General features: G+C 72.8%; 15 protein-coding genes. 4 read left to right on the top strand and 11 right to left on the bottom strand.

Annotated elements, in window-relative coordinates:
* Positions 1–66: 66 nt before the first annotated feature.
* Together ACZ56L_RS32735 and ACZ56L_RS32730 are read right to left on the bottom strand one after the other, a co-directional pair.
* On the bottom strand, positions 67–312 hold the full coding sequence (locus tag ACZ56L_RS32735; RefSeq protein ID WP_345220178.1) for a hypothetical protein: 246 nt from the start codon (positions 310–312) through the stop codon (positions 67–69).
* On the bottom strand, positions 309–617 hold the full coding sequence (locus ACZ56L_RS32730) for a hypothetical protein (RefSeq protein WP_345220177.1): 309 nt from the start codon (positions 615–617) through the stop codon (positions 309–311). Before ACZ56L_RS32730 ends, ACZ56L_RS32735 begins: the two co-directional genes overlap by 4 nt.
* Positions 618–1,171: 554 nt before the next feature.
* Here ACZ56L_RS32730 and ACZ56L_RS32725 point away from each other — a divergent pair.
* Positions 1,172–1,807 (top strand): M23 family metallopeptidase, encoded by a 636-nt coding sequence (locus ACZ56L_RS32725; protein WP_471068326.1) that lies wholly within the window; start codon positions 1,172–1,174, stop codon positions 1,805–1,807.
* Between the two features lie 69 nt (positions 1,808–1,876).
* Here ACZ56L_RS32725 and ACZ56L_RS32720 read toward each other — a convergent pair whose 3' ends face one another.
* A complete protein-coding gene (locus ACZ56L_RS32720) occupies positions 1,877–2,461 on the bottom strand; it encodes a TetR/AcrR family transcriptional regulator (RefSeq protein WP_345220175.1) in 585 nt (194 codons plus the stop codon).
* Positions 2,462–2,586: 125 nt separating this feature from the next.
* Between ACZ56L_RS32720 and ACZ56L_RS32715 the strand changes: the two genes are divergently transcribed.
* Positions 2,587–4,185 carry an MDR family MFS transporter gene (locus ACZ56L_RS32715; protein ID WP_401766440.1) on the top strand — a complete coding sequence of 533 codons (1,599 nt, stop codon included), beginning with the start codon at positions 2,587–2,589 and terminating at the stop codon, positions 4,183–4,185.
* A 108-nt stretch (positions 4,186–4,293) separates the two neighbouring features.
* Here the strand turns inward: ACZ56L_RS32715 and cseC are convergent, their stop codons facing one another.
* From cseC to ACZ56L_RS32685, 6 genes are all read right to left on the bottom strand, one after another.
* Positions 4,294–5,598, bottom strand: coding sequence for a two-component system sensor histidine kinase CseC (gene cseC / locus ACZ56L_RS32710; RefSeq protein WP_345220173.1), 1,305 nt, complete (start codon positions 5,596–5,598; stop codon positions 4,294–4,296).
* Positions 5,599–5,621: 23 nt separating this feature from the next.
* Positions 5,622–6,329 carry a two-component system response regulator CseB gene (gene cseB, locus ACZ56L_RS32705; protein ID WP_345220172.1) on the bottom strand — a complete coding sequence of 236 codons (708 nt, stop codon included), beginning with the start codon at positions 6,327–6,329 and terminating at the stop codon, positions 5,622–5,624.
* A gap of 95 nt (positions 6,330–6,424) precedes the next feature.
* Positions 6,425–7,147, bottom strand: a complete 723-nt coding sequence (locus tag ACZ56L_RS32700) for a hypothetical protein (protein ID WP_380837425.1) — start codon at positions 7,145–7,147, stop codon at positions 6,425–6,427.
* A gap of 122 nt (positions 7,148–7,269) precedes the next feature.
* The gene (locus tag ACZ56L_RS32695; RefSeq protein ID WP_345220170.1) at positions 7,270–7,839 is read right to left on the bottom strand and encodes a SigE family RNA polymerase sigma factor; all 570 of its coding nucleotides are present in this window, start codon (positions 7,837–7,839) and stop codon (positions 7,270–7,272) included.
* Positions 7,840–8,005: 166 nt separating this feature from the next.
* Positions 8,006–8,989, bottom strand: coding sequence for an HhH-GPD family protein (locus ACZ56L_RS32690; RefSeq protein ID WP_471068320.1), 984 nt, complete (start codon positions 8,987–8,989; stop codon positions 8,006–8,008).
* A gap of 78 nt (positions 8,990–9,067) precedes the next feature.
* Positions 9,068–9,694, bottom strand: coding sequence for a phosphatase PAP2 family protein (locus tag ACZ56L_RS32685; protein ID WP_345220168.1), 627 nt, complete (start codon positions 9,692–9,694; stop codon positions 9,068–9,070).
* Positions 9,695–9,878: 184 nt separating this feature from the next.
* Here ACZ56L_RS32685 and ACZ56L_RS32680 point away from each other — a divergent pair, with 184 nt between their 5' ends.
* The gene (locus tag ACZ56L_RS32680; protein WP_471068317.1) at positions 9,879–10,721 is read left to right on the top strand and encodes a hypothetical protein; all 843 of its coding nucleotides are present in this window, start codon (positions 9,879–9,881) and stop codon (positions 10,719–10,721) included.
* 179 nt (positions 10,722–10,900) lie between these two features.
* Here the strand turns inward: ACZ56L_RS32680 and disA are convergent, their stop codons facing one another.
* Together disA and radA are read right to left on the bottom strand one after the other, a co-directional pair.
* Positions 10,901–12,040, bottom strand: coding sequence for a DNA integrity scanning diadenylate cyclase DisA (gene disA / locus ACZ56L_RS32675; RefSeq protein ID WP_345220166.1), 1,140 nt, complete (start codon positions 12,038–12,040; stop codon positions 10,901–10,903).
* Between the two features lie 102 nt (positions 12,041–12,142).
* The gene (gene radA / locus ACZ56L_RS32670) at positions 12,143–13,555 is read right to left on the bottom strand and encodes a DNA repair protein RadA (RefSeq protein WP_345220165.1); all 1,413 of its coding nucleotides are present in this window, start codon (positions 13,553–13,555) and stop codon (positions 12,143–12,145) included.
* Positions 13,556–13,787: 232 nt separating this feature from the next.
* Here radA and ACZ56L_RS32665 point away from each other — a divergent pair, with 232 nt between their 5' ends.
* Complete coding sequence (locus ACZ56L_RS32665) at positions 13,788–15,593, top strand: BACON domain-containing protein (RefSeq protein ID WP_471068312.1); 1,806 nt, start codon at positions 13,788–13,790, stop codon at positions 15,591–15,593.
* Positions 15,594–15,750: the final 157 nt, after the last annotated feature.

The following is a 15,750-nucleotide window of genomic DNA, read 5'->3' as shown; positions in this document are numbered from 1 at the left end:
GGCCGGGGGTCCACGCGCACCGCCGCCCTCGACGCGTTCCGGTGGGTCCGTCCCCGCCGCGGCGGCTTACGCGTGCACGATCCGCACCACCGTCACCACCAGCACCGCCGCGCTCACGTAGTAGACGACCACCGCCCCGCCCGCGACCCCCTGGCGGCGGTCCTTCTCGCCCTTCACCTCGCGCGTGCCCTGGCCGTACGGGTCGCGGGCCAGGGCGCGCATGGCGTGCTCGAAGCGCCGGCGGAGGTCGGGGTGCATCGCGTGCCGGGCCGTCTCCGCGGCCGGGGCGTACTGGATGCGCAGCCGCGTCATGAGGCTTCCGGCCGGGGCGGCAGGGGCTCGTCGGACCCGGCGGACACGCAGTCGGAGAAGTCGCCCGAGGCCAGCCGGGCGAAGACCGCCTCGTCCTCCGCGGCGGCCTCCGTCGGGGCCAGCGCCCAGCGGGCCAGGACCAGCGGAAGGTCCAGGGCCGGAGTGCGGGCGATCTCGGCGTCCAGGTCGGCGGCCTGGGCGGGGGTGAGCGCGGCCCTGATGGTGGGGAGCGTGGCGGGCAGGTCGACCGCCCGGCCGCTCACCACCGTGTGCCACACGGCGTCCGGTTCGCTGCCCTCGTCCATCCGGTGCCCCTCCCGCCCCGACGGCACTGCACTCCGACCCCACCGTACGCCGACACCCCTCATGCGGTTGAGACTTGCGCACGACGGACGGGCGGGCGAGCGAAAGACGGGGGAGTCGCCCGTACGAGTGGGTCCGGCATGCCCGATTGACGCCGGATGTGTCCGTACGGAACGGCGGACGCGGCCCGCTCGTGACAAGGCGCACAGGCGTTACGGGCCTTACTAGCGCCGGTAGTGGACCGGGCGGCGACCTCGGCGCGACTCCGGGGCGGGCCGGGTCCGACTCGTCGGCGCCGGGAGCGGGAACCCTGTCCGGACCGGGGCGGCTCTCCGATTCCGGGTGCTCTGGCTAGGACGTAAACCTGATCGGCCGAGGTTTTTTCGAGTCCCTCGCGAAGGTCCCGCAAGCCGTCAAGCAACCGCAGGCCCGGGGGCCCGGCTACGAGGCGACGTCGTAGAAGGGGCGTTTGGGGAGGTGTGGCGCGTCGGGTTACCAATGTGGAGCAAGCCCGGCGAACCCGCCGGGTTCACTCGTCTCCGAAGGTTTCTCCCGTATGTCGAAGCTCGTGTCCCTCCGGGTCCGTAAGGCCGTCGTCGTCGCCGCGGCCGGCACGATGTGCGTGACCGGATCCGGGAGCGCCTTCGCTGCGAGCGCCGCCCCGGTCAAGGCCGCTCCGGTCAAGGCCGCCCCGGTCAAGGCCGCTCCCGTCAAGGCCGTCCCGGCGAAGACCGGCAGCGCGCCCAAGAAGGCCGCCGCCGCGAAGGCCAAGCGCTGGGGCCGGCCGCTCCAGGGCGGCTACGCCCTCTCCGCCACCTTCGGCAGGGGCGGCACGATGTGGTCCCACAAGCACTCCGGCCAGGACTTCGCCGTCCCGGTCGGGACCAAGGTGAAGGCCGCCGCGGCCGGCGTCGTGGTCAAGGCGGGCCGCAACGGCGGCGGCGACGGCCCCGCGTACGGCAACGCGATCGTGGTCAAGCACGCCCGCGGTACGTACTCCCAGTACGCCCACCTCTCGCGCATCCAGGCGAAGGTCGGCCAGCGGGTCGGCGCGGGCCAGCAGATAGCCCTGTCCGGCAACACCGGCAACTCCTCCGGCCCGCACCTGCACTTCGAGATCCGCACCACCCCGAACTACGGCTCCGCCGTCAACCCGGTCGCCTTCCTGCGCTCGGTCGGCGTCAAGGTCTGACCCCCGTCCGGCTCCCGCCGCCCCGGGCCGCCCCCCCCCGCCTGCCGTCCCCCCCCGTGAAGGCCGTCCTCAGGACGCGTCCGCCTGTGTCACCAGGTCGACCGCGACTTCGAGGACGGCCTTCCGCTTGTCCTCCTCGTCGCCCTCGATCTCCTTCAGCGCGAACATGCCCGCGTGCATCGTGAACAGCGCGCTGATGCACCGCACCTGGTCGACCAGCGGCGCCTCGGGCTCCTTCATCAACGCCATCATCTTGATCATCCGCGCCTTGAAGCTGTCGCCGACGCTCAGGTCCCGCACCGTCCCCTGGTTCTCCTGCATGAAGCGGAAGAGCGGGCCCGCGTTCGTCAGCGCGGTGCTGTAGCGGTTGAGGAGCTCCTTCTTGGTGGCCAGCGTGCGCGGCTGGCCCTCGCCCCACTCGATCAGCTCGTCCATCGGCCGGGTCAGGTCCTCGAAGAGGCTGATCAGGATGTCTTCCTTGGTCTTGAAGTGGTAGTACAGCGCCGCCTTGGTGACCTCCAGCTCCTCGGCGATCTCCCGCAGCGAGGTCTTCTCGTACCCCCGCTCCGCGAACAGCCGCAGGGCCACGTCCTGGATGCGCTGGCGCGTGTCACCCCGGCGCTGCCGTCCCGTTCCGCCGGCGCTGCTGCTCATCCGCGTACTCCCAAGGCTTGTTCAACCCGTCGAAACTTACTTGACGACCGGCAAGTTAACAGTCTACCTTCCTGAAGTGTAGCCAACTTGCCGGGCGGCAAGTAAGTATCAACAGGGGACGAGATATGACCACCACAGCGCCGCACGCGGCGATACCGAAGCCTCAGCAGGCGGGGAAGCAGCCGCGCAGCGTGCGCGTCGTGCTCCTCGCCCTCATGATCGCGATGTTGCTCGCGATGCTCGACAACATGATCATCGGCACCGCGATGCCCACCATCGTCGGCGAGCTGGGCGGCCTGGAGCACCTGTCCTGGGTGGTCACCGCGTACACGCTGACGACCGCGGCCTCCACCCCGATCTGGGGCAAGCTCGGCGACCTCTACGGCCGCAAGGGCATCTTCCTCGTCTCGATCGTCGTCTTCGTGCTGGGTTCCGTACTCAGCGGCATGGCCCAGGACATGGGCCAGCTCATCGGCTTCCGGGCCGTGCAGGGGCTGGGCGCGGGCGGCCTGATGGTCGGCGTCATGGCGATCATCGGCGACCTGATTCCGCCGCGTGAGCGCGGCAAGTACCAGGGCATGATGGCCGGTGTGATGGCGCTGGCCATGATCGGCGGCCCGCTGGCCGGCGGTGCGATCACCGACCACCTCGGCTGGCGCTGGTCCTTCTACATCAACGTGCCGCTCGGCGCGCTCGCCCTCTTCATGATCACCACCGTGCTGCACCTGCCGAAGAAGGAGCGCACCGGCAAGGGGAAGATCGACTACCTCGGCGCGGCCCTGCTGACCGTCGGCATCACCGCGATCGTCCTGGTCACCACCTGGGGCGGCACCGAGTACGCCTGGGGCTCCGGCCAGATTCTGGGCCTGGCGGCCCTCGGCCTCGCCTCGGTCGCCGGCTTCCTGTACGTGGAGACCAAGGCGGCCGAGCCGATCATTCCGCTGCACATCTTCCGCAACCGGAACTTCACCCTCATGTCGGTGATCGGCTTCATCGTCGGCTTCGTGATGTTCGGCGCGGTCCTCTACCTGCCGCTCTTCCAGCAGTCCGTGCAGGGCGCGTCGGCGACCAACTCCGGCCTGCTCCTGCTGCCGATGCTGCTGTCGATGATGGTCGTCTCGCTGCTCGTCGGCCGGGTCACCACCAACACCGGCAAGTACAGGATGTTCCCGATCGCGGGCGGCGCGCTGATCACCGCGGGACTGGTCCTGCTCGCGCAGATGGACACCGGTACCTCCCGCCTCACCTCCGGGATCTACATGGCGGTCCTCGGCGCGGGCATGGGCTTCCTGATGCAGATCACCATGCTGGTCGCGCAGAACAGCGTCGAGCCCAAGGACATGGGCGTCGCCTCCTCGTCCACGACCCTCTTCCGTACGCTCGGCAGCTCGTTCGGCGTCTCGGTGATGGGCGCGCTGTTCACCGCCCGGGTCACCGACTCGATGGTCGCCCAGGGCGGCTCCACCGGAGGCATGCCCCAGGGCGCGGCCCTGGACGCCGCCAGCCTGGAGAAGCTCCCGGCCGCGCTGCGGGAGATGTACCAGTTCGCCGTCGCCACCGGCACGCACGGCGCGTTCCTGCTCGGCGCGGGCGTCGCGGTGGTCGCCCTGGTCGCGGCGTTCTTCGTCAAGGAGGTCGAGCTGAAGGGCGCGGGCCCGCAGAAGAAGGACGGCTCCGCCCCGGACACCGCGGTGCAGAAGGACGCGGTGGCCGCCCAGGCGTAGGCGGTGCGCCGCCCGGCTCACAGGTGACCCCGGCTCACAGGTGACGAGGAAGGGGCGCCCGGCACACAGCGTGCCGGGCGCCCCTTCCTCGTACTCGTACGAACAGGCTCAGCGCCGCCGCGGCGGCAGGTCCGCCAGATTCACGATGGGGAAGCTGCCCGTCGCCGTCGGGGCGTGCTCCGGCAGCCACAGCACCGCGATCGCGCCCCCGTCCGCCTGCGCGTTGCGGAAGGTCAGCCGCGCCCCGAGCACCTTCGCCTGGCCCGACGCGATGGTCAGCCCGAGCCCGTGTCCGTGGCCCGCGCGGTCGGTCGACCCGGTGCGGAAACGGCTCGGCCCCTCCCGCAGCAGGTCCGCCGGGAAGCCCTTGCCGTGGTCGCGGACCCGCACCACCCGGCCCTCGACGGTCACCTCGAACGGGGGCTTGCCGTGCTTGGCGGCGTTGCCGAGGAGATTGCCGATGATGCGCTCCAGGCGGCGCGGATCGGTGTTGACCCAGCTCTCGTGCACCACCGTGACGACCGCGTCCGGGTACAGCGACGCCACCCGGCGCGAGACGAACTCGCCCAGCGCGATCTCCTGGAGCTCCGCCCGCTCGGCGGCGCTGTCCAGCCGCGCCACCTCCAGGACGTCCTCCACCAGCGTCCGCAGGGCCTGCGCCCGGTCCCGCACCAGCTCGGTGGGGCGCGACGGGGGCAGCAGTTCCGCGGCGGTGAGCAAGCCGGTGACCGGTGTGCGCAGCTCGTGCGCGATGTCGGCGGTGACCCGGCGCTCCGCCTCCACCCGCTCCTGGAGCGCGTCGGTGAGCGCGTCCACCGCGTGCGCGAGGTCGTCGGTCTCGTCCCGTACGACACCGCCGATCGCGTCCAGCACCCGTACCTGCGTCTGGCCCCGCGCCACGTCGGTGGCCGCGGAAGCGGCCTTGCGCAGCCGGCGCGAGATGGAGCCGCCGATGAGGATGCCCAGCGCGGTGCCGCCCACGACGACGGCGCTCGACGCGACCACCAGCGAACGGTCCAGGTCCGCCACGACGCGCGCGTTGTTCGGGAAGCGGGTGTGCAGGGAGAGGATGTCGCCCCCCGGATAGGGGACCGCGGCCCACACCTCGGGCACCCCCTTCGCGTCCTCCTGGACGTGCGTGGCGCGCCGCCCGTGGGCGAGCTTGGCCCGCAGCTCGGCGGGCAGGCCGGGGTTGTTGAGCTCGGAGCCGACCTTCGGGTCGCGCGAGGACTCGTACAGCCGCTGCGCGAACTGCAGCCGCTCCAGTTGCAGGTCACGGGCGTTGTCCAGCATGGAGACGCGTGCCGAGTTGTGCACGACGATGCTCAGCAGGACGGCGATCAGCGCGCTCACGGCGGCGATCGCGAAGCTGATCTTCCAGCGGATGCCGGTGCGCAGGGCGAGACGTCTCATGCGGCGCTCTTCACGGAAGGGGATCAGGCCTTCAACTTGTAGCCGAAGCCGCGGACGGTCTCGATCCGGTCCTGGCCGATCTTCGCGCGCAGCCGCTGGACGTGAACGTCCACCACCCGGGTGTCGCCGCCCCAGCCGTAGTCCCACACCCGCTCCAGCAGCTTGTCGCGGGAGAGCACGGTGCCGGGCGCGTGGGAGAACTCCAGCAGCAGCCGCATCTCGGTCGGGGTCAGCGCGACGGGCTCGCCGTGCTTGCGCACCTCCATGCCCTCGGTGTCGACCTCCAGCTCGCCGAAGGTCAGCACCCCGCCCTCGCCGCCCTCGCCGCCCTCCACTGGTTTGGGGGCGCCATTGCCGGACGCGTGGCCGAAGCGGCGCAGTACGGCGCGGATGCGCGCGACCAGCACCGAACCGTCGAACGGCTTCGTCACGTAGTCGTCGGCCCCGGCCTCCAGGCCCAGCACCACGTCGATCGAGTCGGCCCGCGCCGACAGCATGATCACCGGAACGGTCGACTCGTCACGGATGCGACGGCACAGGCTCACCCCGTCCATGCCCGGCAGCATCACGTCGAGCAGCGCGATGTCCGGCTGGTGCGCGCGGAACGCCTCCAGGCCGGAGAGGCCGTCCGGCATCGCGGTGACGGTGAAGCCGTCCCGCTCCAGCGCCAACTGGGTCGCCTCACGGATCACATCGTCGTCCTCGACGAACAGGACGTGCGTATCGGCCATGGGGTGCTCTCTGCTCTCTGCTCTCTCGGCCCGGGCCCCGGGTCCCGGCTCATGCGCTCAGGGGGCAGTGATGTTCCACGTGAAACATCACCCGGTCAGCTCCGGGGGGACGGGGTGTCGTCCGTGCCGCCGGCCCGTCCGGGCTCGGTGGCGTCCTTCTTCTGCTCGTCCGCGTCCAGGCCGGGGCTCTGCACCTCGCCCTGCTTGTCGCCGTTGCCGACGGCCTTGCTGTAGCTGTTCTCCACCCTGTCGTGCTCGACGAACTTCTGCCCCATCCAGCGGTACGTCACGACCACCTCGCCGGACGGGAACGCCACCGGGTCGCCCTTCTTGTACTCCGGACGGGTCACCACCAGGTCTCCCCGGTCGATCGACGCGTACACCGCCGGCTCCTCGGCCACGAAGACGTTGGTGTAGCGGCCGTTGTCCTCGCGGAACACGTAGCTGCCGATCCCCACGGCATCACCGCAGGTCATCACGTTCACGATGATGTCGTCGGAGGTGTTGCCAGTGACCTTCCCGTAGGAGGCGTCGACCGGGTAGATGTCCTTCACGCAGGGTTTCAGGTCGTGCTTGACCGTCGCGCTGACCTTCGGGTCGTCCTTCAGCAGCTCGACCGGGTCCTTCCGGGCGGCCGGCCCGGGCGGCGCTTCGGCCGGCGCGGAGGTCGTGGGCAGCGGCGTCGGATCGACCTTGGCCGCGACCGGGTCGCTGCGGGCCGGGCCCTCGTCGCGGGTGCCGGTGCCGCCCGCGCTGCAGGAGACCCCGAACAGGCCGACGGCGGCGAGGCCGGCCATCGCCGTTCCACTCACCGCCAGTACGTTCCGATGGGACTTCTCCCGGGTCCAGGACCCGGGTTCGTGCCCGATCGTGGTGCAGTCGTCGTCGGGGGCGGCCGTCCGGCCGTCCCCCTCTCCCGTCCGCTGATCGCTCCGCCTGCCTAGGCCGCGCACCGCTCCTGCCCCCGTTCGACCCGCACTCCACCACGCATGTCATCGCGCTCCAGGGCCCTGGCGTCCAGATCCCTGCTCTCCAGTTCCTGACGGAGCCGGGCGAGGGCCCGGTGCAGGGTGCTCTTGACCGTACCGGCAGACATGCCCAGTGCGGCAGCGGTCTCCTCGGTGCTCATCTGCTCCCAGTGCCGCAATACGACCACGCTGCGCTGCTTCGGCGCCAGCACTCCGAGGACGTCCATCAGCAGAGCGCGGTCGGCGCGCTGCTCCGTGCCGTCCTCGACGCGGGCGTCGGGCAGCTGCTCGGTGGGAACCTCGTCCAGCTTGCGGGCCCGCCACCACTCCGTACGCGTGTTGATCATGACACGGCGCAGGTAGGCGTCGGCCAGCGACTTGTCCTCGATGCCGTCCCAGCGGCCGTACGTACGCGCCAGCGCGGTCTGCAGGAGGTCCTGGGCGTCGACCGGGTCCGGGACGAGGCGGCGTGCGCTGCGCAGCAGGGCCTCCTGCCGCGTGCGTACGTACTCCTCGAATCCGAGCACCTCGCCGTGCGCCATTCGAACCGCCTCCGTCCCGTCCCGTTGTGTCAGCCGGTGGTCAATTCCGGCTGTTCCCCTGTGTCCCTGAAGGTACGGAGGGGTTGTCACGGGGCTGTGCGGGTCAGCGCTCGGAGGACGCACGGCTGTCCATCGGTTGTGTAACGACGGAACCCTTCCAGGAGGTTTAACTCTGCGGAAGCCGGTAAACGCCACCCGCCAGCGGCTCCACCAAACCGTCCGAAACCAGCCCGTCCAGGGCGCGTGCCCGCTGCACCGGCTCGTGCCACACCGCGTCGAGCTCCCTCTGCGGCACCGGAGTCACGGCCTCCCGCAACACGGCGAGCAGCCGCCCGCGCACCTGGCGGTCCGTACCGGCGTACGTCTGCGTCCTGCGCGCCGGGCCCTCGTGCGGGGGCTTGCCCGCGCGCAGCCAGGCGCACTGGGCGGAGATCGGGCAGCGCCCGCACGCCGGGTTCTTCGCCGTGCACACCAGCGCGCCGAGTTCCATCGAGGAAGCCGCCCAGCGGGCCGCCGTCTCCGTGTCCTCGGGCAGCAGCGCACGGGCCAGCCGGCGCTCGGCGGCGGTGGTCGCGTTCGGCGGGTACTCCACGCCGGTCACCGCGCGGGCGATCACCCGGCGGACGTTCGTGTCGAGCACCGCGTGCCGTTGTCCGTAGGCGAAGGACGCCACCGCGGCGGCCGTGTACTCGCCGATGCCCGGCAGCGACAGGAGCTGCGCGTGCTCGGACGGCACATCGCCGCCGTGCCGCTCCGTTATGGCGGTGGCCGCACCGTGCAGGCGCAGCGCCCGGCGCGGGTAGCCGAGCCGGCCCCAGGCGCGGACGGCCTCGCCGGACGGCTCGGCGGCCAGGTCGGCGGGGCGCGGCCAGCGGGCCAGCCACTGCTCGTACACCGGGAGGACCCGGGCGACGGGCGTCTGCTGGAGCATGAACTCGCTGACCATCACACCCCACGGGCCCGCCTCGGGGCGCCGCCAGGGCAGGTCGCGGGCGTGGGCCGTAAACCAGAGGTTGACGGCGGGGTGCAGGACGGGCAGCTCGCCGCCGTGCTGATCGGGCACGGCCGCGGCGGTGGTCCCGGCCGTGGTGGAGGTCGCGGACATGGGCTCGGACGGGGGCTGGGGCGTGAACTCAGTGGTCGCAGTCATGGCACCTCCGATCCTGGCACGAAACGGTGTGCGCACGGCCGAGGCGGGACGCGGAGCCGCCCGCCGATGCGAGCGCGCTCATGTCAGGCTCCGGGACCTGCGGCCCGCGCCGGGGCCCGCGAACCACACCAGCAGGCCCACGCCGGACGCCCGCATCCACATGATCGCGCCCTGTCCCAGCCGCGCGCACACCCACACCAGCACCGCCCCGCCGATCCCGCCGAACAGCAGCCCCACCAGCACGTCGTGCGGGTAGTGCACGCCGACGAACACCCGGGAGAGCGCCATCAGCAGCGCCATCGGCGCGACGAACACCGCCAGCCGCGGCCAGGCCAGGATCAGTCCGGCCGCCGCGGCGCCCGCGATCACCGAGTGGTTGCTCGGGAACGACCAGTCGCCCACCGGCGGGCACTCCACCAGCGGCCGCGCCGCCCGCGCCACCGCCCGGCACGGCCGGTCCTCGTCGATCACCGACTTCAGCGACTCGCTCGCCACGTACATCACCCCGGTCGCCAGCGGTGCCAGCACCGCGACCGCCACCGAGGCCGCGCTGTCGCCGCGGGCGCGCCACCACACCACGAGGAAGAGGCCGGCGAAGACCAGCAGCCCCAGCTCCGTCCATATCTCGGCGAGGAACTGGAACCAGCCGGGAGTGGAGTGCGCGAAGTTGAGGATGGCGCGGTAGAGCGCGCTGCTGGTTTCCATGCCCCCAGACGTTACGGAATGGACGGGCGGCGTTCACAATCGCCGAAGGTCGACTCCTGTGGGTGACGGAGCATGACGAAAGTCGGGTGCGGGATCGTCAGCCAGGATGATGATCGGCAAAAGTTGTCGCGACAGCGGCGGGTGGGGCAGGAGTTGGGGCCCGTTCTCTCGTAGAGTTCTGGCCGTGGGATCTCTGCGTAATCCAGTCGGGCCGCTCCCCTCCTCCATTTACTGGCGACGGAGGGCCGTCGGGCTGTCCTTGCTGGTGCTCCTGGTGGTGCTGGTGCTGTGGATCGTGCTCTCCGGCGGAGAGGACGACGACAAGAACGGCAAGGGTGCGGGAGGCCCCTCACCCGCCGCCTCCATCACCCCCGGCCCCTCGGCCACGGGACCGGTCGTACCGGGCGAGCCGGGCGGTCGCGACCCCGGGGACGCCAACGGGGGGACGGACGGCGGCAGTACGGGATCGGGGTCCGGGTCCGCCGGGTCGGGTTCCGGGTCCGCGGGATCGGGTTCCGGGTCCGCCGGGTCCGGTGCCGGCACGGCCGGGACGGGGTCCGCGTCCGGTTCCGGCGGCACGGGCGCGTCCGGTGCCGGAGGGTCGGGGCAGCAGGTTCCGGCGAACTCCGAGCTGCCCAACTGCGCCTCGGACGCGGTCGAGTTGACGCTCAGCGCGGTCAAGGTGCAGGTCCCGGTGGACGAGCCCGCGAAGTTCACGCTCACCGCGAAGAACACGTCGTCGGCCGCCTGCAAGGTGGACCTGGGCCCCGCGGGGGCGGTCGTCACCGTCAAGAACGACGCGAGCGAGAAGGTCTGGTCCTCGAAGGACTGCGTGAAGGGCGCCCGGAACGTCTTCTTCCAGCTCCCGCCGAAGGGGCAGGCCAGCCAGGTCGTCTCCTGGGACCGCAAGCCGAGCGACGCGGCGCGCTGCGACGTCCCCGCCGGTGGCCCGGTGGCGCCCGGCACCTACGTGGTGGAACTCGCCGGAGCCAAGTTCCCCGCGTCCATCTCCCTCCAGAAGGACTGACCGGTCCGGTGGGGCTGGCAGGTCCAGAGAAGGACTGACCGGTCCGGTAGGGCTGATTGGTCCAGTAGGGCCGGCCGGTCCGGATGGACTGACCGGCCGCAAAAGACCGTCCGCCCCGCCGCCTGCCCCCTCGGGCCGCCCGCGGCGGGGCCGTCGTCCTCACCCGTCGGCGGGACCGGTCACACGTACCGCTCCAGGATGGACGACTCCGCCAGTCGCGAGAGGCCCTCGCGGACCGAGCGGGCGCGGGCCTCGCCGACGCCGTCGACCGCCTGGAGGTCGTCCACGCTCGCGGCGAGCAGCTTCTGCAGGCCCCCGAAGTGCTCGACGAGACGCTCGATGATCGCGCCGGGCAGCCTCGGCACCTTCGCCAGCAGGCGGTAGCCGCGCGGGGACACCGCCGAGTCCAGCGTCTCCGGGGAGCCGCTGTAGCCCAGGGCGCGCGCCACGGTGGGGAGTTCGAGCAGCTCGCTGTGGGAGAGCGCGTCGAGCTCGGTCAGGGCTTCGGTCACCGTCCGCGAGCGCTTCGCGGTCGGCTCGGGGACGTAGTCCCGTACGACCAGCTCGCGTTCCGGCTCGACGCCCGCGATCAGCTCGTCCAACTGGAGCGAGAGCAGCCGGCCGTCGGTGCCCAACTCGACCACGTACTCGGCGATCTCCGTGGCGATCCGGCGCACCATCTCCAGGCGCTGGGCGACCGCCGTCACGTCGCGGACCGTCACCAGGTCCTCGATCTCCAGCGCGGAGAGCGTCCCGGCCACCTCGTCCAGGCGCAGCTTGTAGCGCTCCAGCGTGGCGAGCGCCTGGTTCGCGCGGGAGAGGATCGCGGCCGACTCCTCCAGGACCCGGCGCTCGCCGTTCACGTACAGGGCGATCAGACGCATCGACTGCGAGACGGAGACCACCGGGAAGTGGCACTGCTTGGAGACGCGGTCCGCCGTGCGGTGGCGGGTGCCCGTCTCCTCCGTGTGGATGGAGGCGTCCGGCACGAGCTGCACGCCGGCCCGCAGGATCTTGGTGATGTCCTTGTCGAGGATCAGCGCGCCGTCGAGCTTGCACAGCTCGCGCAGGCGGGTCGCGGTGAACTCGACGTCCAGCACGAAGCCGCCGGTGCACATCGACTCGACGGTCTTGTCCATGCCGAGGACGATCAGTCCGCCGGTGTTGCCGCGCAGGATGCGCTCCAGGCCGTCGCGGAGGGCCTGCCCGGGGGCGACGGCGCTCAGCGAGGCGCGGATCTGGGCCTCGTTGCCAGAGCCGGAGTTGCTGGAGCCTCCGCCGGACTTTCCGGGTGATGAGGCCCGGTCGTTGGCTGCCACTGCACTCCTCCGGATACGGGGGTCACGGGTCGGGGCCGCCCCCGGCAGGGGCGGTCAACTTCGCCTCGCGTACGCGGTGGACAGGCGAGACCAGGGCAAAGTCTACCGGCGCTCCTCCTCACTCCGTGGGGCCTGTGCGCGAGACCGGCGCGGAAGGGCCAGCAGGGCGGCTCCCATGTCGGCGACCTCGGTCACCTTCATGCCCGCCGGAACCCGGCCCGGATCGGTCGGGACCAGGGCGTGCGTGAAGCCCAGCCGGTGTGCTTCGGCGAGGCGGCGCTGGACGCCCGTGACCCGGCGGATCTCCCCGGCCAGGCCCACTTCGCCGATCGCGACCAGGTTCTTGGGCAGCGGGGTGTCGGAGGCGGCGGAGGCCAGGGCCAGGGCGACGGCCAGGTCGGAGGCGGGCTCGGTGAGCTTCACGCCGCCGACCGTGGCGCAGTAGATGTCGCGCTTGCCGAGGGCGCTGATCTTCCCGCGCTGTTCCAGAACGGCCAGCATCATCGAGACGCGGGAGGTCTCCAGCCCGGAGGTGGTGCGGCGGGGCGAGGGGATCTGCGAGTCGACCGTGAGCGCCTGGACCTCGGTGACCAGGGGGCGGCGGCCCTCCAGGGTGACGGTCAGACAGGTGCCGGGGACGGCGACGTCACGGCGGGTGAGGAAGAGGCCCGAGGGATCGGCGAGGCCCGTGATGCCCTCGTCGTGCAGCTCGAAGCAGCCGACCTCGTCGGTGGCCCCGTACCGGTTCTTCACGCCCCGGACCAGGCGCAGCCGGGCGTGCCGGTCGCCCTCGAAGGAGAGGACGACGTCGACCAGGTGCTCCAGCAGGCGCGGGCCCGCGATGTTGCCGTCCTTGGTGACGTGGCCGACCAGCAGGGTCGCCATGCCGCGTTCCTTGGACGCCCGGATCAGGGCCGCGGTCACCTCCCGGATCTGGGCCACGCCGCCGGGCGCCCCGTCCAGTTCGGCGGAGGCGACCGTCTGCACGGAGTCGAGGATCAGGAGGGTCGGCTTGACCGCGTCCAGATGGCCGAGGACGGCGGCCAGGTCGGTCTCGGCCGCCAGGTAGAGGTGGTCGCTGACCGCCTTGATGCGGTCCGCGCGCAGCCGGACCTGGCTCGCCGACTCCTCCGCCGTGACGTACAGCGTGCGGTGCTCGTCGTCGGCGGCCTTCGCGGCGACGTCCAGCAGCAGCGTCGACTTGCCGACGCCCGGCTCGCCCGCGACCAGGACCACCGCGCCGGGCACCAGACCGCCGCCGAGCACCCGGTCCAGCTCGGGCACCCCGGTGGAGCGGGCCGTGGCGGTGCGGACGTCCACCTGGCCGATGGGGAGCGCGGCCGTGGAGACCCGGCCGGCCGCGGTCGTCCGGACGGCGGGCGCGCCGCCGAACTCCTCGACCGTCCCCCAGGCCTGGCACTCGGGGCAGCGGCCGAGCCACTTGACGGCCGTCCAGCCGCATTCGGTGCAGCGGTAGGACGGCCGGTCCTTCGCGGATTTCGTACGGGCAGCCATGGCGTCACCGTACAGAGCGGGTCTGACAACGCGGTCACGGGCCGGTGCCGGGGCGCCCGGCGACACCGGACGGGAACCGCCACCAAGCGTGATGGCATAGGCCAGTGGTACGGGACAGAAGAGGGCGGAATGAGGGATTCCTGTCCTCTTTCGAGTGATCTGTTCACCCGTAAGGATTAAAAGGGCTCAAGGGGAGCGAGGGGGCGGCCGCAGCACCCCTACGGTCGGCCGGATGACGACCAGTAGGCGGGAGCAGCACCCCACGCGCCGCACACCCCCCACCGGCACCGCCGGCGCCCCGGGAAGCGCGGGCGCGGCCGGAAGCAGCACCGGCGCGCACCGGGTCCACCGGCGCGCCCCCCGCACCCTGGCCCAGCGCCCGCCGAGCCGCTACGAACCCCACCTCGACGGGCTGTTCACCTACGCCCTGTCCGTCCTGCGCGACCACGACGTCGCGACCGCCGTCCTCGGCGACGTGCTGGCCCTCGCCGAGCGCAGCTTCGCCCGCAGCCCCGCCGACGAACCGGACCGCCGGGCCTGGCTGTACGCCCTCACCCGCTGGGCCTGCCTGCGCCGCCTCACCGACGAGAAGCGGCGCAGACAGACCTCGCCCGGCGGCAAGGGGGCCCACCGCCCGCCCTCCGCCGTACCGGAACCGGAACTCCCGGTCGAGGAGAGCGTGGCCCGCGCCCGGCACGCCGACCTGGCCCGCCTCGCCTGGCCGGAGGCCGCCGGAACGTCCCCGGAGCAGCGGGAGGCGCTGGAACTCGCCGTACGGCACGGACTCGGCGCCCGGCAGGTCGCGGCCGTGCTGGGGCTCGACCACCCGGCGGCCCGCGAACTCCTCGCCGCCGCGGCCTGCGAGGTCGAACGGACCCGGGCAGCGCTGCTGGTCGTCGAGAGCGGGGCCTGCCCCACGGTGACCCGGCTGACCGGGGACGACCGGGTGCTGCTCAGCACCGCCCTGCGCGCGGAACTCGTACGGCACGTCGACGAGTGCCCCCTGTGCCGGCGGGCCGCCGAACGGGCCGGGGCGGCCGGGCCCTGGCCGGGCACCGGCGCGTCCCCGGGACGGCTTCCGCTGGTCGAGGCGCCGCGCTCGGCGGCGTACATGGCGATGCTGCACGCACCCCGGCCGGCGCGCGCGGGCACGCCGCGCTTCGACCGCACGGGCTTCCCGCTGGACCCCAAGGACCGCGCGGCGCGCCGCGAACGCCTGCGCACCCGCGCCGTCACGACGACCGTGGTGGCGACCGTCGTGGCCGCCCCGGTGCTCGCGCTCTGGGCGGCGTACCGGGCGCCCCTCACGGGGGAGGGGCACCGGGGCGCCGCCGTCACCGCGAGCGAGAAGGACGGGCCGCTGGGCGCCGACGGCTCGCCGTACGAGGGGGCCGGCGGGGGCGCGTACGAGAGGACCGGGAACACCCGGGGCGGACCCGACCCCACCTTCTCGACGGGCAGCGGACTGCGGGACGTCGCGGTGCGGGTCCTCACGCCGGGCCGGGCGGGAGCGCCCGGCGCGGGACGGCTCGCGGTGACGGCGGAGGCGTCCGGCGGGGCGACGGTGGTGCGGCTGAGCGCTTCCGGGGCCGCGCCGGTGACCTGGTCGATCTGGGCCGACGCGCCCTGGCTGCGGCTGAGCAGGAGTTCGGGGACGCTGGCCCCGGGGGAGTCGGTGACGGTGTACGTGACCGTGGACCGGGAGAAGGAACCGCGGAAGGCGTGGACGGCGCGGGTGGGGGTGTCGCCGTGCGGTGCGGTGGTGTCGGTGAGCGGCCGGGGGGCCGGGGCGACGGAGCCCGCTCCCGGGCCCGCGCCCGGGGCCGGCGGGCCGAGCGGGGGGCCGTCGTCGCCGCCCACCGGGCCGACCACGTCGCCGCCCACGCATCCGCCGAGCACACCGCCGCCGACGGCACCGCCGACCCGGCCGCCGAGCACGCCGCCCGTGGAGCCTTCGTCGCCGGGGCCGACGGAGGAGCCGAGTCCTTCGCCGTCGGCGCCGGAGCCGGAGCCGTCTGCGACGGGGGAGCCGGGGTAGGGGCGGTCGGCCGCGGGGTCGGGTGACGGGCGCCGGTCGCCGAGCCCGAGCGCGGCGTGCCGCGTGCCGAGCGCCGCGCGGGTGGGACGAGTGCCGCGTGGGCGGGCCGGGGTCTCCGTCCCGTGCGGGCGGGCCGGGGTCTCCGTCCCGTGCGGGC

The organism is Streptomyces sp. NPDC039736, assembly GCF_055596485.1.
This window is presented reverse-complemented; position numbering and strand designations above follow the sequence as displayed.